This is a genomic window from Dysgonomonas sp. HDW5A (genome assembly GCF_011299555.1).
Classification (GTDB): Bacteria; Bacteroidota; Bacteroidia; order Bacteroidales; family Dysgonomonadaceae; genus Dysgonomonas_A.
The window spans coordinates 2,340,007-2,363,129 of record NZ_CP049857.1 but is presented as its reverse complement, the minus strand read 5'-3'; the positions used below and the strand labels follow the sequence as shown (position 1 = coordinate 2,363,129).

General features: G+C 35.2%; 20 protein-coding genes and 1 rRNA gene. 11 read left to right on the top strand and 10 right to left on the bottom strand.

Annotated elements, in window-relative coordinates:
- Nucleotides 1-34 precede the first annotated feature (34 nt).
- Entirely contained in the window at nt 35-361 is a 327-nt protein-coding gene (locus tag G7050_RS09845; RefSeq protein ID WP_166114631.1) for a hypothetical protein, read from the bottom strand.
- Nucleotides 362-549: 188 nt separating this feature from the next.
- Nucleotides 550-1,200 carry an ABC transporter ATP-binding protein gene (locus G7050_RS09840; RefSeq protein WP_166114628.1) on the bottom strand — a complete coding sequence of 217 codons (651 nt, stop codon included), beginning with the start codon at nt 1,198-1,200 and terminating at the stop codon, nt 550-552.
- A 376-nt stretch (nt 1,201-1,576) separates the two neighbouring features.
- Between G7050_RS09840 and G7050_RS09835 the strand changes: the two genes are divergently transcribed.
- The 3 genes from G7050_RS09835 to G7050_RS09825 all read left to right on the top strand — a co-directional run bounded on the left by G7050_RS09835 (nt 1,577) and on the right by G7050_RS09825 (nt 7,346).
- Nucleotides 1,577-3,625: a hypothetical protein gene (locus G7050_RS09835; RefSeq protein WP_166114625.1), complete on the top strand. Its 2,049-nt coding sequence runs from the start codon at nt 1,577-1,579 to the stop codon at nt 3,623-3,625.
- Nucleotides 3,626-3,742: 117 nt separating this feature from the next.
- Nucleotides 3,743-5,632 (top strand): ABC-F family ATP-binding cassette domain-containing protein, encoded by a 1,890-nt coding sequence (locus G7050_RS09830; RefSeq protein WP_166114622.1) that lies wholly within the window; start codon nt 3,743-3,745, stop codon nt 5,630-5,632.
- 310 nt (nt 5,633-5,942) lie between these two features.
- Nucleotides 5,943-7,346, top strand: a complete 1,404-nt coding sequence (locus G7050_RS09825) for an rRNA cytosine-C5-methyltransferase (protein WP_166114619.1) — start codon at nt 5,943-5,945, stop codon at nt 7,344-7,346.
- Nucleotides 7,347-7,379: 33 nt separating this feature from the next.
- Here G7050_RS09825 and G7050_RS09820 read toward each other — a convergent pair whose 3' ends face one another.
- Nucleotides 7,380-7,682, bottom strand: coding sequence for a helix-turn-helix domain-containing protein (locus tag G7050_RS09820; RefSeq protein WP_221412795.1), 303 nt, complete (start codon nt 7,680-7,682; stop codon nt 7,380-7,382).
- 144 nt (nt 7,683-7,826) lie between these two features.
- On the opposite strand from G7050_RS09820, the gene G7050_RS09815 reads away from it, so the two are divergent.
- Nucleotides 7,827-8,426, top strand: a complete 600-nt coding sequence (locus G7050_RS09815) for an NAD(P)H-dependent oxidoreductase (protein WP_166114613.1) — start codon at nt 7,827-7,829, stop codon at nt 8,424-8,426.
- 155 nt (nt 8,427-8,581) lie between these two features.
- On the opposite strand, the gene G7050_RS09810 is transcribed toward G7050_RS09815, so the two are convergent.
- The 3 genes from G7050_RS09810 to G7050_RS09800 all read right to left on the bottom strand — a co-directional run bounded on the left by G7050_RS09810 (nt 8,582) and on the right by G7050_RS09800 (nt 12,504).
- Nucleotides 8,582-9,322 carry a carbonic anhydrase gene (locus G7050_RS09810; protein ID WP_255499084.1) on the bottom strand — a complete coding sequence of 247 codons (741 nt, stop codon included), beginning with the start codon at nt 9,320-9,322 and terminating at the stop codon, nt 8,582-8,584.
- Between the two features lie 220 nt (nt 9,323-9,542).
- Nucleotides 9,543-11,984 carry an FAD-dependent oxidoreductase gene (locus G7050_RS09805; protein WP_166114610.1) on the bottom strand — a complete coding sequence of 814 codons (2,442 nt, stop codon included), beginning with the start codon at nt 11,982-11,984 and terminating at the stop codon, nt 9,543-9,545.
- Nucleotides 11,985-12,144: 160 nt separating this feature from the next.
- Nucleotides 12,145-12,504, bottom strand: coding sequence for a MarR family winged helix-turn-helix transcriptional regulator (locus G7050_RS09800; RefSeq protein ID WP_166114607.1), 360 nt, complete (start codon nt 12,502-12,504; stop codon nt 12,145-12,147).
- A 371-nt stretch (nt 12,505-12,875) separates the two neighbouring features.
- Here G7050_RS09800 and G7050_RS09795 point away from each other — a divergent pair, with 371 nt between their 5' ends.
- The 6 genes from G7050_RS09795 (at nt 12,876) to G7050_RS09770 (ending at nt 17,533) form a co-directional block, all read left to right on the top strand.
- The gene (locus tag G7050_RS09795) at nt 12,876-13,157 is read left to right on the top strand and encodes a hypothetical protein (protein WP_166114604.1); all 282 of its coding nucleotides are present in this window, start codon (nt 12,876-12,878) and stop codon (nt 13,155-13,157) included.
- Between the two features lie 10 nt (nt 13,158-13,167).
- A complete protein-coding gene (locus G7050_RS09790; protein ID WP_166114601.1) occupies nt 13,168-13,719 on the top strand; it encodes a 1-acyl-sn-glycerol-3-phosphate acyltransferase in 552 nt (183 codons plus the stop codon).
- Nucleotides 13,670-14,497 (top strand): amidohydrolase, encoded by an 828-nt coding sequence (locus G7050_RS09785; RefSeq protein ID WP_255493183.1) that lies wholly within the window; start codon nt 13,670-13,672, stop codon nt 14,495-14,497. Before G7050_RS09790 ends, G7050_RS09785 begins: the two co-directional genes overlap by 50 nt.
- Nucleotides 14,498-14,616: 119 nt before the next feature.
- Nucleotides 14,617-15,414, top strand: a complete 798-nt coding sequence (locus tag G7050_RS09780; protein ID WP_166114598.1) for an META domain-containing protein — start codon at nt 14,617-14,619, stop codon at nt 15,412-15,414.
- A gap of 312 nt (nt 15,415-15,726) precedes the next feature.
- Nucleotides 15,727-16,473 (top strand): lipopolysaccharide kinase InaA family protein, encoded by a 747-nt coding sequence (locus G7050_RS09775; RefSeq protein WP_255499083.1) that lies wholly within the window; start codon nt 15,727-15,729, stop codon nt 16,471-16,473.
- 13 nt (nt 16,474-16,486) lie between these two features.
- On the top strand, nt 16,487-17,533 hold the full coding sequence (locus tag G7050_RS09770) for a glycosyltransferase family 9 protein (RefSeq protein WP_166114594.1): 1,047 nt from the start codon (nt 16,487-16,489) through the stop codon (nt 17,531-17,533).
- A gap of 2 nt (nt 17,534-17,535) precedes the next feature.
- Here G7050_RS09770 and G7050_RS09765 read toward each other — a convergent pair whose 3' ends face one another.
- Complete coding sequence (locus G7050_RS09765) at nt 17,536-18,660, bottom strand: glycosyltransferase family 4 protein (protein WP_166114591.1); 1,125 nt, start codon at nt 18,658-18,660, stop codon at nt 17,536-17,538.
- A gap of 196 nt (nt 18,661-18,856) precedes the next feature.
- Between G7050_RS09765 and G7050_RS09760 the strand changes: the two genes are divergently transcribed.
- On the top strand, nt 18,857-19,912 hold the full coding sequence (locus G7050_RS09760) for a glycosyltransferase (protein WP_166114588.1): 1,056 nt from the start codon (nt 18,857-18,859) through the stop codon (nt 19,910-19,912).
- A 14-nt stretch (nt 19,913-19,926) separates the two neighbouring features.
- Here G7050_RS09760 and G7050_RS09755 read toward each other — a convergent pair whose 3' ends face one another.
- From G7050_RS09755 to rrf, 3 genes are all read right to left on the bottom strand, one after another.
- Entirely contained in the window at nt 19,927-21,027 is a 1,101-nt protein-coding gene (locus G7050_RS09755; RefSeq protein WP_166114585.1) for a glycosyltransferase family 4 protein, read from the bottom strand.
- A gap of 193 nt (nt 21,028-21,220) precedes the next feature.
- On the bottom strand, nt 21,221-22,684 hold the full coding sequence (locus G7050_RS09750) for an MAC/perforin domain-containing protein (protein WP_166114582.1): 1,464 nt from the start codon (nt 22,682-22,684) through the stop codon (nt 21,221-21,223).
- A gap of 223 nt (nt 22,685-22,907) precedes the next feature.
- Nucleotides 22,908-23,018, bottom strand: a 5S ribosomal RNA gene (gene rrf / locus G7050_RS09745).
- Nucleotides 23,019-23,123: the final 105 nt, after the last annotated feature.

Here is a 23,123-nt window from a genome sequence, read left to right as displayed (position 1 = left end):
CCTTTACATAAAAACAACAGAGAGGTCTGAGACCTTAACAAAGACCTTCTACCGGAGGGGCACGAAGGGAAATTTGAGGTAAAAACTGATAAGCCCACGTTTGAACATCGGCCTGTATAATTTCAGCAAAAGAAATATCAAAATAGTGTTGCAGCTCGGCAAACTGCTGCGGAGTAAATGCCTGAAACATGAAAAGGCAGATATCGCAATCCTGATGAAGGGCTGCTGATTTTCCATCAGCATGAGGATGTGTCGTATAATGCGATTCGTGATCAACAAACAAAAAGTGAACCGGCTTCATCAGTATTACACCGAAGAAGGCGATTATAAATAACGAGGCAATTCTCTGCCTGCTTATCATTTTCACTTTCACTTGATTGTTCAGATTTCTGTTTTAACCTAAATATTCAACAAATATATAATATAAATACCAATAGAACTTCAATTTTCAGATTAAGTTCTTTATCAAAAGTATCTATCACTATATAAAAATTATAATCATCTAACTTCTTCGGATTGATTATCAGAGTATCAAAAGAAGGTGTATTCCTATAAAATTAATCCGTCTTTCATGTGGATAGTACGATCTGTTATCTTCGCCAACTCCTCATCATGCGTTACAATTACAAACGTTTGTCCGAACTGATCACGTAAATCAAAAAACAGTTTGTGGAGTTCTATTTTATTTTCGGTATCGAGACTACCCGATGGTTCGTCGGCTAATATGACCGAAGGATTATTAATCAATGCACGAGCCACCGCTACACGCTGTTTCTCGCCACCCGAAAGTTCATTCGGCTTATGTTCCAATCGCGAGGACAGCCCCAATAACTCAAGTAACTCTTTTGCTTTTTTCTTGGCTTCCCACTCTTTGGCTCTACCAATTAACGCAGGAATCATTACATTTTCGAGAGCGGTAAATTCGGGTAATAACTGGTGAAACTGAAAGACAAACCCAATGTTGCGGTTTCTGAAATCAGAAACGCCGGTATCATTTAATCCGGTAACTTTTTGCTCATTGATAATAACAGTTCCCGAATCAGCCTTATCGAGAGTACCTATTATCTGTAGCAAAGTCGTTTTGCCTGCCCCGCTTGCTCCCACAATAGATACAATTTCACTTGGGTTTACATGCAAATTTATACCTTTAAGGACTTGCAATTGCCCGTAACTTTTGGTTACATTCTGTACTTCTATCATATATCGAATTCTTTCATCCTTAATTATAAACAAAATTAGAAATAAATTGACAGGTTCTTTATCAAATCGGCTAAATCGACAAAAATATTAAGCTTGCAGAACTTTTTATTGTTTTGGCTATAGGGGGTGAACCTGTGTGTTCACCTATTTAGGACAGACACATAGGTCTGCCCCTAGCAATAAAGATATATCATTAACTATTTTCTTTTACTTAAATGTGCCTTTAAAGACTTGCAATTATTGATATTAAACTTTTGTTACTATTTTTGTAAAGAATATAGGTATTCAATAATCACACTGTCTATAAATTAAAGAAAGAGTAAGTATTTATACTCATCTAAGTAATAAAAAAGGTCTGACACCTCTCTATAAATAAATGAAAAAAGTATTTGTTCTTATCCTATTCAGCCTAGTATACATGTATGCAAATGCACAAACCTATCACAAGGATGATAAAGAAGGACTGATGCAAATACTCAGACAAGCGTCTATGGTAAGGGATAGCCTTAATCTCGAACAGTTAGGCTTGAATAGGCAGGATACTGTCAACTGGGAGACTTCGGACGAATGGATCAAGAAACTAAGTGGCTTGGAATGGAACGATAAGCTGCCCAAACGAGTAACTGCAATAGACTGGACAAGTGTTAATTTAGCCGGAAGTTTCAACTTTGGATATTTTTCAGAACTTCGCTCTCTTACCTGTACCCACAATCATATTTCGAATATAGATATTCAAAGAAATAAACTGCTACAACATTTGAATATTTCGTCAAATGAAATTGACAGCCTATCTCTATTAAACAACAAATCACTTATCGATCTTAATGTCTCAGGAAACGGACTAACTTCTCTTAATATCAGAAATAACAAGCAGATTGAGAATCTGAATTGTAGCTATAATGGATTAAAAGAAATAGACCTATCCAGAAATCAAGAACTTAAACACCTTGAAGTCCATTGGAATCAATTGGAAACTTTAGATATATCCAATAATAAAAAACTAACAGAACTGGCTTGTTATGCTAATTATCTGACCACACTAAATCTTTCGAAAAATACATTGCTGGAAAACGTGGATTGCTCTGAAAATAAACTGACCACGCTTGATCTGCAATCGAATCCCGGTCTATTTCATTTGGCATGTGACAAGAATCAGTTGGAAAATATATCTTTCGGAGCAACTTCGGCTCTGTCCATACTATCCTGCTCTGATAATAAGCTTCAGAATTTAGATTTACTTACGTTGAAAGAACTCAACATTCTCGATTGTAATAAGAATTCTATATCAGCTTTTGATTTATCCCGGAACACCAAACTTCAATTGCTTAAAATTTCAAATAATCCCCTTTCAATACTTGATGTTTCTCAAAACAATCTGCTGATGGAATTATACTGTTCCAACAACAAATTGGGAGAACTCGATATTACAAACAATCATGAACTGCTTTCGCTCGATTGTTCATCCAATACCCTCAATCATCTTAACCTATCGGAGAATATATATTTGTCGAAACTCGATTGTCGGTCTAATAAAATCATATCTCTGAAACTGGAAAGTAATCCTGCTATCACAGTATTAAGTTGCGATTCGAATGAGATCAAAACTCTGGATGTAACACCTCTTCTCAAATTAGAGAAGTTGAATTGCTCCATCAACAGTTTAGATAAACTCGACTTGTCTAGAAATAGCATACTTGCCGAACTATCATGCTCCGAAAACCAATTAAAAGAGTTGGATTTAAGCAACAACACACTTTTAAAGTTTTTGGATTGTTCTATAAATACGATCGAATCATTGAATATTACTAAATGCAATAACTTAACAGAACTGCATTGCGATGATAATGAACTAACCGATTTAGATGTTAGCAACAATGAAGAACTGACAGTACTTACATGCTCGGCAAATAGTCTCACGACAATAGACTTGAGTAATAGCATGCAATTAAATATGCTGGACTGTTCCAATAATTCTCTGGATGACATAAACCTACCGCTAAATCACCGCTTACTTTATCTCGATTGTTCGAATAATAACTTAACTCATTTGAGTACCGACAGAAGCTTTTTCTTTAAAATGAACTGTTCGAATAATGCTTTAAGTTTTTCGACTCTCAATTTTTCGGAATATACATTCCTGCGTAATTATACTTATTCACCACAAACAGTCATCGATGGAGGAACAGTTAAATGTGGAGAAACAATAGACCTTAGCAGCGAATTTCTTAAAAACGGAAAGGAGACTCAATACCGTTGGTATGAAAGCGGCGAAGAAATTCTATTTGACGGAAAGGAAGGTATATATGTTGTGCCCGAATCATTTGCAGGGGTAAATCTTACCTGTAGAATGACAAACGATACTTTTCCAAAACTCACACTTCGGTACAAGGTTTCGATAGAAGCTCCCGAAAAAAAGCAAGAATAGCTTATTTTTCATACCTTTGCCCCACAGAAAGTTGATGAGTTGACGAGCATACAAGTAAACAAGCTTGTCTGCTTATTTACTAACAACTTGTAACAAAAAAAAGAGAAAGAACAAAAAATGGCGATATCCTACCTTCAAGTAGATCAGCTTACCAAAAGCTTTGGTGATTTAGTATTATTCAGCGATTTGTCATTTGGGATTGCCGAAGGACAACGGATTGGCTTACTTGCCAAAAACGGAACAGGAAAAACAACTCTACTCAATATATTAACAGGAAAAGAATCGTATGATTCGGGTTCCGTAGTATTCCGACGTGACTTAAGAGTAGCGTATCTGGAACAAGACCCTCAATATCCGGGTCATATAACTGTACTCGATGCCTGTTTTCAATCAGGGACGGATGTAACCGATGTTATTGCCGAATACGAGAAAGCAATGGAGTCGGAAGACCATTCGAATCTGGATGATATCCTACAGCGTATGGATATGTTGAAAGCATGGGATTATGAGCAAAGAGCCAAACAAATCTTATCTCAATTAAAGATTCGTAACTTCGACCAAAAGATATCCGAACTTTCGGGAGGTCAGCTAAAACGGGTTGCATTAGCAAACGTACTTATCACCGAACCCGAACTGATTATATTGGATGAGCCTACCAATCACCTTGACTTAGATATGACGGAGTGGCTCGAAGAGTATCTTCAACGCTCTCGCCTCAGTCTTTTGATGGTTACTCACGACCGTTATTTCCTGGATAGAGTTTGTTCGGAAATTATCGAGATAGATCAAAAACAATTGTTTCAGTACAAAGGCAATTACTCTTATTACTTAGAGAAAAGACAAGAAAGAGTAAGCAGTCAGAATAGTGAAATAGACAGAGCCAACAACCTGCTCCGCAAAGAACTTGAATGGATGCGTAAGCAACCCAGAGCAAGGGGAACAAAAGCGAAATCGCGTATAGATGCGTATTACGATCTGGAGAAAAAAGCGGAGAAGGAACGTGATCTGGGGAATGTACAATTACAAATGAAAGGCTCGTATATCGGAAACAAGATATTCGAAGCTAAACATATATACAAATCATTCGGCGACTTGAAAATCCTCGAAGATTTTAATTACGTATTCGCCCGATACGAAAAAATGGGTATTGTAGGAAACAACGGTACAGGAAAATCGACTTTCATCAAGATGTTGATTGGCGATGCCCTACCCGACAAAGGCGAATTTGATGTAGGCGAAACCGTTAACTTCGGATATTATAGTCAGGATGGATTGCAGTTCGATGATCAGATGAAGGTATTGGACGTTGTGCAAAACATAGCAGAAGTTATCGACTTGGGTAATGGCAACCGTCTTACTGCTTCACAGTTTTTGCAACACTTTTTATTTCCACCCGAAAAGCAGCATAACTTCGTATATAAATTATCCGGTGGGGAAAAACGCCGCCTCTATTTATGTACTGTGTTGATAAAGAATCCAAACTTCCTTGTATTGGATGAGCCTACCAATGATTTAGATATCATGACTCTGAACATTTTGGAAGAGTATCTGCAAAGTTTCAAGGGATGTGTTATTGTTGTATCTCACGACCGTTACTTTATGGACAAAGTGGTCGATCACCTGTTGGCATTCTCCGGTAATGCTCAGATAAAAGATTTCCCGGGTAACTATACCCTATATCGCGAGTGGAAAGAGGTACAGGAATTAATAGCAAAAGAAGCTGCCCAAGCCGAAAAGGTAAAAGAAATTAAAGAGGAAAAACCAAAGATTGAAGCTCCTAAAAAAGAAGAGAAGAAAAAAGTATCTTATAAAGACAAACGCGAATTCGAAGAATTAGATGCTCTTATTCCCAAGTTAGAAGAAGAGAAAACGAAATTAGAAAACGAATTATCTGATTCAAACTTATCATCCGAAGCTCTTTTGAGCAAGTCGAATCGCATCAGCGAGTTGATAAATGAAATAGAAGAGAAAACGTTGCGCTGGATTGAACTCAGCGAATTGATATAAAGTCACAGATCTTTTTTTCTGTTTTTTATAGGGGAGTATACCAATACTCTCCTATTTTGGTTTATAAAAAACAATCTAAGTAAAAGAAAATAGTTAATGATACGTTTTTTATTGGCAGGGGGCAGACCTATGTGTCTGTCCTAAATAGGTGGGCACACTGGCTCACCCCTACAACCAAAGCAATAAATAGTTCTGTGAACTTAATTATCACATTTATAAATAAATTACTTTTCAGAATAAAGAGAAATAATTATTTTTATGCCCGAAAAAAATAATTTTAAACAGGTCTAAGACCTTTTTTTCGGCATAGATGCAGTTATCTGAAAAGTTTGTTTCTTACACACAGCCTTTACTCCAAGAAGAGTGGATAGATTTCGAGCAGGCACTCGAACAAGAATCGCCCACAAGTATCCGTATTAATCCGACAAAAGCTAAGGGTTTACTCATTCAGTCAGAAAGGGTTCTTTGGTGCGAAACGGGTTATTATCTCGCAAAGCGTCCATCGTTTACATTCGACCCTCTTTTTCATGCAGGAGCATACTATGTACAGGAGGCATCATCGATGTTTATAGAGCAAGTATTTAGACAATATCTGAATGATGATATTAAAGTACTCGATCTATGTGCTGCTCCGGGTGGTAAATCTTCCCATATAGCCAGCCTTATATCTGAAGAAAGTCTGTTGGTATCGAATGAGGTCATAAAGTCCAGATCCTTTATTCTTTCGGAGAATATGACAAAATCAGGATATCCGAATGTAATTGTTACCAATAACGATCCGTCAGATATCGGTAATAAACTTCCTTCTTTTTTTGATGCTATACTGATTGATGCTCCTTGTTCAGGCGAAGGTATGTTTCGTAAAGATCCGCATGCAGTAGAAGAATGGTCGCCTGCAAATGTGCAGTTGTGCAAAGAACGCCAGCAACGTATTGTAGCCGATGTATGGGATGCATTGAAACCCGAAGGAATACTTATATACAGTACCTGTACTTACAATAAGCTGGAAAACGAGGAAAATATAAACTGGATACTCGATAATTTTGATGCTGAAATATTACCTATAGAAACTGATGCTAACTGGAATATCTCGCAGGCATATAATAATGAAGTGTTGGCACATCACTTCTTTCCCCATAAAGTAAAGGGAGAAGGCTTCTTTTTGGCAGCCATACAAAAGAAAGGGAATGTAACTTTCGAGAATTTACCTTCTAACAAACGAAATAAAAAACAGAATACAGCCAAACCTCAGACGTTGGCTCTAGAATATAAGAAGTATATTTCTCGACACGAAGAATATACTTTTTTCGATAAAAACGGATTGTGGTTTGCGTTTCCCGAGAAACAATATGAGGCTTTTTTACAAGTTAGTTCTCAATTGAAACTGGTATCAGCCGGAATCTATATAGGAGAATTCAAGGGAAAAGATTTCTTACCGCAACATTCTCTTGCAATGTCTAACCGGATCAATAAAGATGCGTTTATACTGCACGATATAGGCCGAGAAACTGCCATTGCTTATCTAAGAAAGGAAGCTTTAGTATTTGAAGACCAACCCAAAGGTTATATACTTCTGACTTACAAAAATGTACCTTTAGGATTCATCAAGAATATAGGAAACAGAGCTAATAATCTCTACCCAAATGAATGGAGGATAAGAACAAGCCATCTGCCGGATGAAACGACAGATCTACTACAAATCGTATTGGGATAAAAGCAATTAATCGCCTTTTATCTAATTCTCCGTTTATTCATTTACAGTACTTGTTTGCTTATTGTTTGCAGCAGTCTCCCTTCCCCATTGAGCGATTGCTTTAAGCAACGGTATTAATGTCCTGCCAAACTCTGTCAGTTCATATTCAACCTTTAACGGCGGTTTACTTGTATAAACAGTCCGTGTAATCAAACCGTCTGCTTCTAATTCTTTTAACTGCAAGCTCAATGTTCGCTCGGTTATGGCAGAACATTCTTTTCTTAATTCACTATATCGTTTTTTTTCTATTAAATGAATTAAAATAACCGCTTTCCATTTTCCACCTATATACCTCATAGTCAGACTTGTACTACAAGGATATTTTTTACCATCTACACAATACATCTGTTACTATCTATTTTGACCGTTATTGCAAAGATAAGATACTATACTTAATTTTGCAACAATAAAAAGTATAGTTTAATTTAAATATTTAGAATTATGATTTTTTTAGACCTAGCAAAAGAAAGATACACAACAAAGGAATACAATCCGGACAAGAAAATTACCGATGAAAAGATTCAGCAGTTGAAGGATATTCTACGATTGAGCCCGTCATCTATAAACAGCCAACCTTGGAAATTTTTCTTTATATCTGATCAGGAAACCAAAGACAGTTTAGCCAAAGTTTCTTATTTCAACGAAGGCAGAATCAAGAATGCAAGCCACTTAATTGTTTTTACTGTGGTAGACGATATTTCATTCTTTGAGAATCACAATTTATCATCTTTAGCCGAAGGATCTGTTATGTATTACAACCAGTTTATGAAACCAAAAGGCGAAACAGTCATAAAATCGTGGCTGAGACAACAGGTATATTTATCATTGGGATTTTTTCTAAGTGCATGTGCTAGTCTGGGAATCGACTCAACTCCAATGGAAGGTATACAAGCCGAAGAATACGACAGAATCTTAGATTTGGATACACACAAAACGCTGTTTGCAGTAGCTATCGGTTATAAAAACCCTGACGACAGCAATCAGCCTGCTATCAATCCCAAATCTCGTTTGCCTTTAGAGCAAATTATTGAATCTATTTAAAATTTAGCAATGATCTGAATTATTGATTTCCAATATATAAAAGAAGGGAAAGCATTAAATGCTTTCCCTTCTTTTATTATCTCTAGACCTAAATCTTTTACTAAAGCTATCTTCCAAAACAGAATAATTTTTATAACAAAGATTCTAAAGCCTGTTTAAATATCGAGAAACTCTACCTCTCCTGATTCGATATGATAGACAGCTCCCACAATATTGATTTCTCCTTTATGATAGGCTTCTTCTAATATAGGATCAGATTCTCTTAATTGTTTTACACCATTCATAACATTGGCTACAACTGCTAAATTAGAATTCTTACCTGCAGTTTTAAGTACCTCTTGCTCTTCTTCCTCGCTTTTCAATTTACGGATAATCTTAGAAACGTGGTCAGCCGATTTTTCCAAATCACCATCCAGATCGTCTGCATGATCCAATAAAGCCTGAATAGCTCCGCATCCTAAATGCCCCATTACCACAACCAAGGGAGTATGTAAATGCTCAACTGCATATTCGATACTGCCTTCTTCATAATCGCTCATGACATTACCGGCTGTACGTATCGAAAATATATCACCTAAACCCTGATCGAATACAATTTCGGGTGGTACACGCGAATCGGAACAACTCACGATAATACATTTGGGGTTCTGTCCTTTGGATAAGTCTTTTATCCTCTCCTGATCCTGACGCTCATGCGTAGACACACCCGAAAGAAAACGCTTGTTACCATCTTTTAGAATCTGCAATGATTCGGTGGCTTTAGGTGGAGACGTTTCTACAATCATCTCAACTTTACGATCGGGATTAAAAGTTGAATTTTGAGAAGATACTACAGTGCCACATAACAGCATGGATAAGATGATCCCTGTAGTAGAATAAAAAGAGAAAGATTTCATAAAAATTGATATTAAGCTCAAAAAGCTATTTATTGCTATTGCAAGTAGTAACCAGATGAATTACAGCTATGAAACACATCATAAAACACCTTCAACTACTTACAATAAGCGTTTACCTAAATTGAGCGTAAAAGTAAAAAATGTATCTAATTTACAATTAAAAGTCGTCCTTTATTTTTCAAAAAACTTGATCTCTTTTCAAGAAGCCTTTCGCCCGATATTATATAAATAAATTCACATTTGCATTCTCGGCTCTGTCCAGATAGGCAGCAACACCACCGATAGTAATATTATCCATTAGTTCTTCCTGCTTGATTCCCATTACATCCATAGACATAGAGCAAGCGATAAGTTCGATACCATTATCAATGGCTTGTTGCATCAGGCTTTCAAGTGTATCTATTTTTTTCTCCTTCATAATATAACGCATCATCTTACTGCCTAGGCCTCCCATATTCATTTTTGACAATCCCAGGTGCTTACTGCTCGAAGGAAGCATCATTCCAAACATCTTGCCTAAGAAATCTTTTTTCACGGCAGGTTTATTTGTTTTCTTGATTACATTCAATCCCCAGAATGTAAAAAATATACTCACTTTTTTACCCGAAGCCAATGCACCGTTAGCAATCACAAAAGAAGCCAAAGCCTTATCCAAATCATCGCTAAAAACAATCAACGTCTTATTGTCTTTTGGACTGGAAACCATTTCACACGACGGAGCCTTTTCCGATTTTTCGACACAGGCAGTTACAACGCCTCCCGTGTTATTGATACTGATCAGATTAGCACCTACCATGCGACACCAACCGCTAAGGTCTTCACCAAATGCCTGATCGGTTACCTTTATTTCTAATCTGTCACCCGCATTTATTTGATCATAATTCTTTTTTAATTGCATTATCGGGCCCGGACATTGTAATCCGCAAGCATCTATAGTTATTGTTTTCATTTCTGATTTAATGGGAGTATTATCAGGTGTTGTCGCTTTCTCAAAAGCTGCACCTGTTGATTGAATATCGGTTGCATTCGAATACGTTTTGTATCCACCCGACAGATTATAAACATCGGTATAACCATGCTGATGCAAAATGCGTGAGGCTAAATATCCACGTAGTCCAACAGCACAATACAGTATGACTTTTTTATTTTTAGGTATTTCGGATAATCTCAAACGAAGGTCATCAACAGGAATATTTATTGCACCTTCGATATGGGCAAACTCAAACTCTCCGCTTGTTCTTACATCAATAAGAAATATTTCGTCCTTGCTTAGTTTATCCAGTTCTCTCCATTGAATAACCTTTACTTTATTCTTCAAGATGTTATCAGCTACAAATCCGGCCATATTCACGGGATCTTTAGCCGATGAATAAGGCGGAGCATAGGCATGTTCAATTTCCATCAGGTCATAGATCGTACCACCTTTTTTAATAACCTGAGCAAATAAATCGATTCGCTTATCGACCCCGTCGAAACCTACGATTTGTGCCCCGAACAATTTCCCGTCAACAGGTGAAAAGTTTATTTTTATCGATAAGGGTAAAGCATTCGGATAATACCCTGCATGAGAATTACCATGCGTGAATGACGATAAATGTGCAATATTTTCCCGATCCAATAATTTAGAAGATGCTCCCGTTGCCGCTACGGTTATATCAAATACCTTAGCAATGGAAGTACCTATCGTTCCGGTATATTTATAAATATTGCCTTCCAATATATTATCTGCAACTACACGTGCCTGTTTATTGGCTGGTCCTGCCAAAGGAATCAATGAATGTTTACCAATGACGGGGTTAAAAACCTCGACAGCATCACCCAAAGCATATACATCGGGATCAGAAGTCTGCATATAATCGTCAATCTTTATTCCTCCCAACGAACCCAACTCCAAGCCTGCTTCTTTTGCCAAATGTACTTCAGGACGCACACCAATACTTAGTATGACCATATCAGCTGATATATCCTTTTTGCTTGCAAGTAATACCTTTATCTCATTTCCATTCGATTCGAAACCTTCGACTACTTCCTCTAATAACAAGCCGACTTTTTTACTCTTCAGATGTTGATGTACAAGGCTTGCCATCGAAAAATCGATAGGAGTCATCACTTGATTGCTTCGTTCGATTACGCACACTTCAAGTCCGGCGTCCTGTAAGTTTTCAACCATTTCGAGACCTATAAATCCACCACCTATAACAACTGCTCTCTTGGGATTATGCTGATCGATATAAGATTTTATATGATCCATATCGGGAACGTTTCTCAATGAAAATATCTTAGGATTATCGATTCCGGGCATCGGCGGTTTGATGGGTTCAGCCCCTGTTGAAACTATTAACTTGTCATAGCTCTCAGTATAGCCTTCATTGGTTAAACGATTCAGCACCGTAACCGTTTTACTTTTCAAATCAATAGCGGTTACTTCCGATTTAATCCGTATATCAATATTGAAACGGTTCACAAAACCTTCTACCGTTTGTACAAACAATCGGTCTCTTTCGCTAATAGTTCCACCAATATAATAAGGCAAACCACAATTGGCATACGATACATATTCACCTCTCTCAAACAAAACAATTCGGGCATCTTCACTTTCTCTTCTCATTCTCGCTGCCGCCGTAGCTCCACCTGCAACTCCTCCTATAATAACTACTTTCATCTTATATTAAATTTACCATTAAACATATTTGCCACTAACAACAATATAAATAAATAAAAATGGAATTTAATTCCATCAAAGATATCAGATCTTTTTACCAGAGTATTCTAAATCATACCAAGTATAACCTGTCAAAAACTCCTAAAAATCAACGATCTCTTTATTCTGCTAAAGCTAAAAATTGCGAACTCAATCCTTTAAAATCCATTTCTTGTTTCAACATTTCTTTAACTTTAATTTTTCCCGATTCACTTAATGTAAATATCATTTGACGTTTATCGACTGCCCCCATCGCACGAACTATATACCCTTTTGTTTCAACTGTATTTATAACACGAGAAACGCGTGAGTTCGACAAGCCTACAAATTCACACAATTCATTGGCCGATTTAGGTTTACCATCTTTCAGACAACAAAGTATCATCCCCTCATTGATAGTAATACCATTTTTTTCGGCAAACTCTTTTTCGAAATTATAGAGAGCTTTATATATATCTTTTAACTTACAAATTGATTCCATTAAACATATTTGCTGTTAGAAATTATTTTCAAAGTAAATCATTTATATTGAGAATACAAAAACAAATGATTTTTTTATGAAAAAATTACTATTATACCACTAAAACATCGAACGAAAACATATTAAGAAGAATCACGTGCTCTCTTTTTCTTCCCTATTTTCTTTCTGTGATCTCTTATACAGCAAGCTATTAAGGAATAATAATACAAATACTTCGAATGCGTCCTCTAAATTAACTACCTTTGTGCAGTATTTACAAAAGCGATATTAAGGAACTAAACCTTTTTATTCTTTTGGTAAGTAAAACTGCAACTGCTAGTTATAGCGGTCAGTACAATATTAAAAACATTCAAATAATTAAAAACATCAAGATGAGCAGCAGAAGAGATCTAAAAAAACTAATTAATAACTCAATGGGGTTATTATATAACGACTGCATATTTTACAAAGTATTTACACACAGTCCAAACATCCAAAAAGCCGATGAGATTATTCTCAAAATAGCTGATGCACATACCGATCTGATTAATCGTTTGAGCGTATCTGAAGGAAAAGAAATTAAAAGCAGAACTAAAGCTTATTACAAAAAAGTAAAAGAAGATTTACAGGCTCAAGTCAATAAATTTGGATTAGAAATTCAAAAATTAGTCTGACATTCGGGATATGCAAAAGTTTAGTAGTTTCATCCTAAAAAAAATAGGATGGAAAATTGTCGGAATTACCGACTTACCCACCAAATGTATCATATGTGTTGCCCCACATACCAGCAATTGGGACTTACTTTTAGGTAAATTGATCTATTTATCATTAGGTCGAAAATCTTATTTTCTTATAAAGAAAACCTGGTTCTTCTTCCCAATGAATCTATTGTTCAATGCAATGGGAGGAATACCGGTCGACCGGTCAAAGAAAACATCGCTCACCGAACAAATGACTTCGGAATTTTCTCGTCGTAATGATTTTCAATTAGCCATTACACCTGAAGGTACACGCAGCAAAAATAACGACTGGAAACGTGGCTTTTACTATATTGCAACAGCAGCCAATGTGCCTATTGTTATTGCAATACTTGATTATAAAGACAAAACTGCGTATTTCGATTCTGTTTTCACTCCTACAAGAGATGCAGATAAAGATATCACTGCAATACAAGATCGTTATAAGAATGCAAGTGGCAAACACCAAGAAAAGTTCTCATCAGGAAATGAACAATGAAGATGCAAAACTAAGAATAAGCCTTCTCCAAACCGATATAAAATGGGAAGACAAAGAGTACAATCTTGCAACTCTTGAAAGATATATATCAGAACTGACCGGAAAGACAGACCTAATTGTCCTTCCGGAAATGTTTTCTACAGGTTTCTCGATGAACAGCCATCTATTGGCAGAAACAATCGAAGGAAACACAATCCACAAACTACAAATATGGGCAAAACAATATGATGTTGCTTTAGCAGGAAGCTTTATTGCCCTCGATAATAAGGAATACTACAACAGAGGATTTTTTATTACACCATCCGAAGCAACATTTTACGACAAAAAACATCTGTTTAGAATGGGTGACGAATCCAGGCATTTCTCCGCAGGAGATAAACAATGTATCATACAATACAAAGGATTTAATATTTGCCTTTTGATTTGTTATGATCTTCGATTTCCTGTATGGGCACGTAATGTAAATAATAAATATGACTTGCTTATATATGTAGCCAACTGGCCCGATTCGAGAAGTAGAGTATGGAATGTACTACTCGAAGCTCGTGCTTTAGAGAATCAAGCCTACGTTTGCGGCGTAAACCGTGTAGGAAAAGATGCTATCGGACTTTCATATATCGGACAATCGGCATTAATCGATTACAAAGGAAATAAACAAGTTTATTTAGACAGTGCTATTGAAGAAGTAGAGACTGTTGAAATCTCGAAAGAAGAGTTAAATTTATTTAGAAATAAATTTCCGGTATGGAAAGACGCAGATAAATTCACTCTTATTTAAAGACAAAACAAGATAAGAAAACATACTAATATTTTATAGAATAAATGTCTTTTTAATCTCAGTAAACAAGATCAACAGATGTTTGTTATATAATTAAGTAATACTAAATAGAGTAAATAATGAAAAAATTGGTAAAATTGTCATTCGCGCTAGTAATGATACTATCGTTAGGTATAATGGCACAAAGTTGTAAATCATCAAAAAATTCGGCTAAAAATGATTATCCCGGAGAAAACACTCCGAACATTTCAGGAACCTGGATTTTGAAATCATTAAACGGTCAACCCGCGACAAGTCTTTTCAAAGGAAAGATCCCTACAATGAATATTGATGTTGTAGAAAACAGAATATTCGGAAACGGAGGCTGTAACGGATATACCGGAATGTATACTTATTCGAAGGGAATCCTTTCTGCTCCTAATTTAGCTTCAACTATGATGATGTGTGTGGAGGAAAATCAGGAACACCAATTCCACACAGTTTTGGGTCAGTCTAATAAAGTTTCTTTAGTAAATGGTGTCCTTACTTTGAAACACGAAGGAAAAACTGTTGCCGAATTTGAAAAAGGTATCGACACATCTCTTCTTTCGGGAGAATGGAAATTAGAATCAATTGCTGATGGTGATTTAAAAGCATTGTTTACCGATAAAGAACCAACTATATCGTTCGACCTTGCCGAAAGCAGATTAGGTGGAAATGCAGGATGCAACCGTTATAATGCAACCTACAAAATAGAAGGAACAACAATAACAGTGGGTCCCGTAATGTCTACAAGAATGGCTTGTCCTAATATGGAAGGTGAATCTAAATTCACACAAATCATAACAGGAGCATCGACTTTAGAAGCTTCTATGAATAAGATTACTTTCTCTAAAGAAGGAAAAGCGGTTCTTACTTTTGTGAAAGACGTAAAATAAAAAAGTAATACATATATATTCATTACTGCACTTTATTGCGATAACCGGCTATTTTGAATATAATTACTAAAGCAATAAAGAGGTCTGAGACCTTGAAATATAAAAGCAGTGAATCATTTATTCACTGCTTTTATATTTTATATATTACCTTTGTCTTAAACAACATATAAAGATATTAAGGTCACAGACCTTTTTATTGCTTTGGTTGTAGAGGTGAACCTGAGTGTTCACCTATTTAGGACAGACACATAGGTCTGCGCCTACCAATATAAAACATACCAGTAAATTTTACTTTTTACTTATATTCTCATTTTGAAAACAAAAATTGTCATAAACGCTAAATACCAGCATCTCAAAGAATTTATAGGCAAACTACCTGTTAACTTCCACACACAAGGAGAAGTCCTGTTTGGCGGACGGAATATTATCAGGGACATACCTGTCGGAGATTTAAGGCTTAACGTAAAAGCCTTTAAAGTTCCTAATATAATCAACCAGTTTGTTTATGATAACTTTAGAATATCAAAAGCGAGACGTTCTTTTGAATACGCAAATTTACTTCTGGAAAAAGGCATAAACACGCCCGATCCCGTAGCATTTTTAGAATGTAAACAAGGCTTTCTCTTCAAGCAGAGCTACTATATTTCGATACAGGAAAACTTCGACGGATTAATGAGAGAATTTAATACCGGAGAACTTGCAGGTCGCGAAGATTTATTAAGCCAGTTTGCTAAATTCACTGCAGATATGCATCAAAAAGAAGTTTTGCATCTTGATTATTCTCCGGGAAATATCCTCTATAAAAAAGAAGGGCAGAGCTTTCATTTTTATCTGGTAGACTTAAACAGAATGTACTTTGGCAATATATCGATGGACTTAGGTTGCAGAAGTTTTAGACGTCTGTGGGGAAATGAGGAGATGATAAGATTTATCGCTTCAGAATATGCTAAGGCACGTAATTTTGATCAGGACAAATGCATTGAACTTACACTTCTTTACCATAGAAAATTCTGGGAATATTTTACAAAAAAACATCCTGATAAAAAAGCTTATACATAAACAGCAACATCTAATGACTAAAATATTAATTATCAGATTTCGTAGAGTTGGAGACTCAGTAATCTCCTCCTCGCTATGTTCCTCTTTAAAAGAATCTTTTCCTGATTCGGAGATCCACTATATCGTAAACGAGCATATTGCACCTTTATACGAACATCATCCTGATATTGATAAAGTAATTAGCTTCACCAATGAGGAAATGCACAGTATCACTGCTTATATAAAAAAATGCAGGAGAATTGTCAAAGAAACCAAGTATGATATCATTATAGATACCCGATCTACAATAAAAACCCTGTTCTTTTCTATTTTCTCTTTAAGAACAAAATACCGAATAGGAAGATCAAAAAAATACAATTACCTTATACACAATCACAGGGTTAATAATAAATACGATGGCATTCGTGATAATGCCCAATTGACTTTAGCTTTACTTGACCCCCTAAATACAGGTTATATTGTAAAAAAGAACCCTCACTTTAAATTATACTATACAACAGATGAGTACACCAAGTATAGAGAATATATGGAAAGCAAAGGGATTGATTTTTCGAAACCTGTTATTGTATGTGCTGTAACAGCACGATTAGAATATAAAGTATGGGATAAGGAAAAAATGCGCACCATCCTCGAACGGATCATCAATAAGTATGATGCACAACTAGTCTTTAATTTTGGAGACAATAAAGAAAAAGAAGCAGCTCAGCGCTTACATGAAATCATGAATAATGCCCCACATATATTCACGAATATAGAAGCTAATAATCTAAGGAAGTTAATTGCTTTACTAGCCAACAGTAATTTCTTCTTTGGTAATGAAGGAGGAACCAGACATATTTCTCAGGCCTTAGATATACCTTCTTTTGCCATCTATCCCCCTAATATACCTTTGGATAACTGGTTACCAAATAAATCTGAACGATTTCAGGGAATAGAACTAAAGGATATCGTATCTGATGTTAAAAACTATGAAACACTATCCTATAGTGAGAAATTTGCTCTGATAGATATCGATTCAGTATGGGAAAAAGCCGATAAGATGTTGGAAAAGTATATTTAATTTTAATTGACCAATTCGTCAAACAAAGACATCCATTTGCTCATCACAATACCTTCAGTAAATCGAAGCACATTTTGAGAAGCAGCTATACCCATTTTTCGCCTCAGTTCAGAATCTGCAATAAGTAAAGATAATTTATCAGCAAAATCGTCTAAATCATTCTCTTTTATCAGAAAACCATCTTCTCCATCCGATATAATATCTCGGGGACCGCATTTGCACGCAAAAGACACTAAGGGAAGACCACAAGCCATAGCTTCAATTAAAACTAGTCCAAAACCTTCATATTTAGAACTCAGTGCATATATAGAGCTATTTACCATCTCCTCCTGAATATTATGTGTAGGCGGATTATTCTCAACCTGATCTCCTATTTTTAATTCCTCTGCGAGCTTACGTAAAGATTCTAAATTGCCATTACCATATGTTACCAATTTCCAGTCAGTATATTTTTTTGCAATTTTAGCCCATACCCTAATCAATACATCTAATTGCTTTTGCTTCGAGGCACGCCCGACAGCAATAATTCTCTGATCTTTGGTTGTTGATTTTATTTCAGGGATAAAAGAAATACTATTAGGTATTGCTACAATATTAGGTAAATTCCCCCATAAATTCTTATCTTCTTCGGTGAGTACAACAAATTTATCATAGTGCTTCACGATATCATAATCAGCTTTTCGGTATAGATAAGTAAGTATCCTTCCCAAAGAATTGGTTTCAAATTTCGAAATATACCGTGGTCTCTTATATTTACCAAAATGCCGCTCTATTATCTTTTTGCTCCCATCATTTACTTTGTAGAGATAGCGTGAATATTTATCGAATATGGAAATTGTGATGTCGGGTTTTATTTCATCTAATGCTGCAGCCAACCGCTTTAAGTATATTTCCTTATATTTTCCATGAACCATTTTTTTCTTAAGCCCTCTAGCTGTAAACTCACAACCTAAGTTATAGAAGGTTATTCGCTTATCAAAATCAAAAAACGGAGGTTCATCAGTTTTCTCACTCAATATAAAATAAACTTCGTATCCATGATCCAGCAAGAACTTTGATTTATTAGCCAGAACTCTTTCGATCCCTCCACTGGTTGTAAGCCTTGGAACACAATACGCTATTCTCATATTTGCATTTGTATTTATTATACCACAAATGTAAGTAATAAGTAGGCACTTCTGCAAAAATTAAGAGCCTGTACTTTTTTATTACTTAGATAATTGTAATTATATTAGCCTGTTATTACAACGAAATGTAGCTAAAAACAGTTGTACATTACTTAATATATTTCACTAACTTTGAAACGTAAAACAAACATCTGCAATGGGTAAGAAAATATTAATTGATCTTAGATATCTGGGAGTTTCGAATGGATTTGGTGAATTATGCTCCTATTATGGAAACTATCTAAAAGAAAACCCCGAAAAGATTGAGGGATTGGAGATAACCGTATTAGTACCTAGATCATATGTAAACAAATTTGGAAGTCATATACAATATCTGACGGTTAAGCGTATATATAAAATATTTCCTTTTTTATTTCCACGCTTTGATGTATGGCATAATACAACACAGCAAGCAAAGTATTCTTCAACAAACCCAAGAACAAAAAAAATACTTTCGATACACGACTTGAATTTCATTTATGAAAAGTCTGACTCAAAAGCAACTAAGAGGCTCAAAAGATTACAACAGTATATTGATTCGGCAGAGGTACTAACATTCATATCTCAGTTTACTGAAAGCGAAGTAAAACAACATCTAAAGATTGGCGATAAGCAAACACTTATAAATTATGTCGGGATTAAAGATATTAGGTTTGAAAATGCAATAAAACCTCACTTCATAATTAACGACCAAAGGAAATTTCTTTTTAGTATAAGTAGAATAAATAAGAAAAAGAACTTCCATGTATTACTTGACACAATGAAGTTGCTCCCTCAATACGATCTCTATATTTGCGGCAATCATGACAGCCAATATGCACAAGAGATGTTGCAACGAATAATAGACGAAAATATATCCAATATAATTATGCCCGGAGAAATATTGTTCAATGAGAAAATCTGGATGTATAAGAATTGTTACGGTTTTCTATTTCCATCCTTATTCGAGGGTTTTGGTATGCCGATAATAGAAGCGATGCAATTCGGCAAGCCGGTGTTCAGTTCAGATTGTACAAGTCTACCTGAGGTCGGATCCATATATTCTTACTATTTTAAAAACTTTAATTCGGAGCATATGTCTTCTTTCATTAATGAACATATTAGTACATTCTATGAAGACAAAAACCGTATTGAAGAACAAATAAGATATAGTCTTTCGTATACTTTGGAAAGACATATGAGTAAATATTTAGAATTGTATAGAAGTCTTTGAAAGAACAGAATAAATTATTCTTTCATTAAATTATCAAATAGATTAATCCATTTAGGCATAACCTGGTCTTCTTTAAATCGCAGCCCATTCTTGCGGGCAGCATCCCCCATAGCATTTCTTAGATCGGAATTTGACATCAACAGTAACAGTTTCTGAGCAAAACCGTCTTTATCTCCCATACTCACAAGAAAACCATCCTCTCCATCTTTTATTATATCTCTTGGTCCGCTTTTACATGCAAAAGAGACAGCAGGTAAACCGCAGGTCATCGCTTCGAGCAAAGTCAATCCAAAGCCTTCATATCGGGATGTCATAGCATAAATTGCACTTTTGGTCAGCTCACTTTCTACATCTTTGGTTGGAGGGTTTAACTCTATGCAGTTTCCCAAATTCAGGCGCTTCACTTGATCTTCTAGCTTTCGTTTTTTACCTCCCACCCCATAAAAAGATAATTTCCAGTCCGGAAAATAAGGGTGCACTTTACTCCAAATATCAATCAACAGATCAAATCCTTTCTGAGTAGTATAACGGCCAATAGCAATCACTCTCTTTGTTTTCAAATCAGAGTACGAAGTCGGAACAAATGAAAGTGGATTAGGTATAGTGGTAATATTATTTAATCCTCCCCAATCTAAACGGTCCTCGTCTGTCAAGACTACAAAAGCATCGTATTTACGAGCAATAGCTGTTCTTTTATAACTATAGATAGAAGTAAATAACCTTCCTAAAAGAAAGGAATCAAATCTCGCCAGTTTATATTTCTTTTTATACTTAGCAAAATGTAGCTCGAGAATTTTCTTACTACCGTCTTTTACCTTATACAAATAATTAAGAGGACCAATCCCTGTAGAAATAGCAATATCCGGCTTAATTTCATTAAAATAAGAAGATAGCTTCAGTACAAAATTCTCATTAATAAACTTATCATCAATAAGATTTAAGCTGTGAAAAGTAATCTTCGGATCAAAATAAAAAAACGGCAAGACTTCTTTATCGAATAAGCTAACAATATATACTTCATATCCACGATTAACTAAGTAATTAGCTTTATTAGCAACTACTCTTTCTACACCTCCTGAGTTAATATAATCACGTACAAGATAAACTATTTTCATATTGCAAATATAAGAAAGGATTATGAATCCTAATATTACTAAGTGCTATATAATAAAAAACCTTTAGGGATGATTCCTAAAGGTTTTTTCAGTTACTTAATATGAGATAATAGATACTATTAATCTAACTAAGGATTAATTTAAATAACTATTAACAATATAGAAATAACCTATATATAGGTTATACCATACCTTACCATGGAGTTAAATTAGGATATTTATCCGTATCAACACATGGAATATCTGTCGGATAAACATATCCAACAACTCCTTCATATTGCCAGTCACCACCCATTCTAGATTCTCCATAAACTGAAGTAAAATAAAACATTGTATACTTCTTATTATAATACCTATGTAATGCTACAGTACCTTCTACTTGAGTCTTATTTGCATAACCAACTATGCCCTCATATTTCCAATCGCTTCCGATGTGAGATTCCCCAAAGACTGAAGTTAAATAGAACATAGTGTATTTTTTATTATAATATCTATGCAATGCTACTGTACCTGGTAATTGAACTTTATTTACATACCCTATAACTCCTTCATATTTCCAATCGCTTCCGATATGAGATTCCCCATAAATAGATGTTGGATAAAACATCAGATATTTTCGATTCCAATATCTATGTAATGGCTCAACCTGCATTTCTTTAAGCTGATTATTTAGAATATATTTTTCTACAGCAGCTTGTATTTGTGCTTTTTTAGTCACATCAGTTATAAAATCATAAATAGGATATGTCTCCTTCCAGTTAATATTAGTCAAAGTGGCATTGTCTAATTTGACTGCATTCTCCCAACTTGCAACGTCAACTGTTGATGGCATTCCCTTTTCCAAATCATATTTGAGATTCGTACCATTTCCACCATAGAACATAACATATAGCTCCTTTGCATGATTTTCTTTTGCTAAAGTTTCATTAACTGTTATAGTTTTATCAGCACTCAAATTAAACGCTATCTTTTTCAGTACAAAATCTAATCCAGCAGATACAGTATTCTTCTTTGTTGTTGCATCCTTAGATGTAAAAATTGTAGACTTATACATCAATTTATAGCGTCCACCTATAGTGAAATCAATTAAAACATGAGTACCATATTTTTCAACTACTCTATCCGCAGTTAATCTATTCAAATCTTCCACAAACTCTGGAGATAAATAATTTTTCAACCGAGATAGCTCATCATTAATTCTAAGATACTTACGATTTCTAACAGCATCAACACTAGCAAACGAGTTCTTCGACGAATACGAAAACTCGGATTTTAAATAAGAATTACCCTTAATATTCCCTGCAAACGCTTTTGTTTCTTTCTTTATTTTTAATTCTGCATTACTATCTTTAGTTATATCAGAAATATAATCCATGGCAGAATATCCATAATAGACATGATCAGATCCCCAACTAGGAGTACCGGAGTCTATTCGTCCAGGATAATCCTTATTGTATCTAGCCACATCTAACACCTTGAATTTCACTGATTTAGGATGCATATATTCACCTGTAACATCGTACCCATACCCAAGCACATCAAATAAACCATCTCCTGCACTTCGTAATTCCGTGTCAGTACTAAAATCAGTTGTATCACTATCTGTACACGCAGATAATCCAATTAATAGGAATAAAAATAGATAAAGATTTTTCATAATAAAATAATATGTTTTACAAAAAGATATGTAAATATACCTTAATAAAAACAAACTAAATATAACTAAAAACTCATTAAATTCTAAGAAATAATACTATTTAAAGGAGGAATAAAACGGCTACTTATACTGTCTATTTGTTGTGAGTGTGTATTTTTGCAAATAAGCATTATATATATAAGAAAACACTCTGACTAGTTTTCACTAATCAGAGTGTTTAAAAAGAGGGCGGCTATCTACTCTCCCACCTAATGGCAGTACCATCGACGTGGTTGGGCTTAACTTCTCTGTTCGGAATGGGAAGAGGTGGATCCCCAACGCTATAACCACCTTAATATTGTAAATTAAATATCTACTTATAGAGATTTAATTGAGATGATGTAAAAGAGCTTTCAAATAACTTGTATGTAGCAAACCTGGGTCAATCAGGCGAGACTCT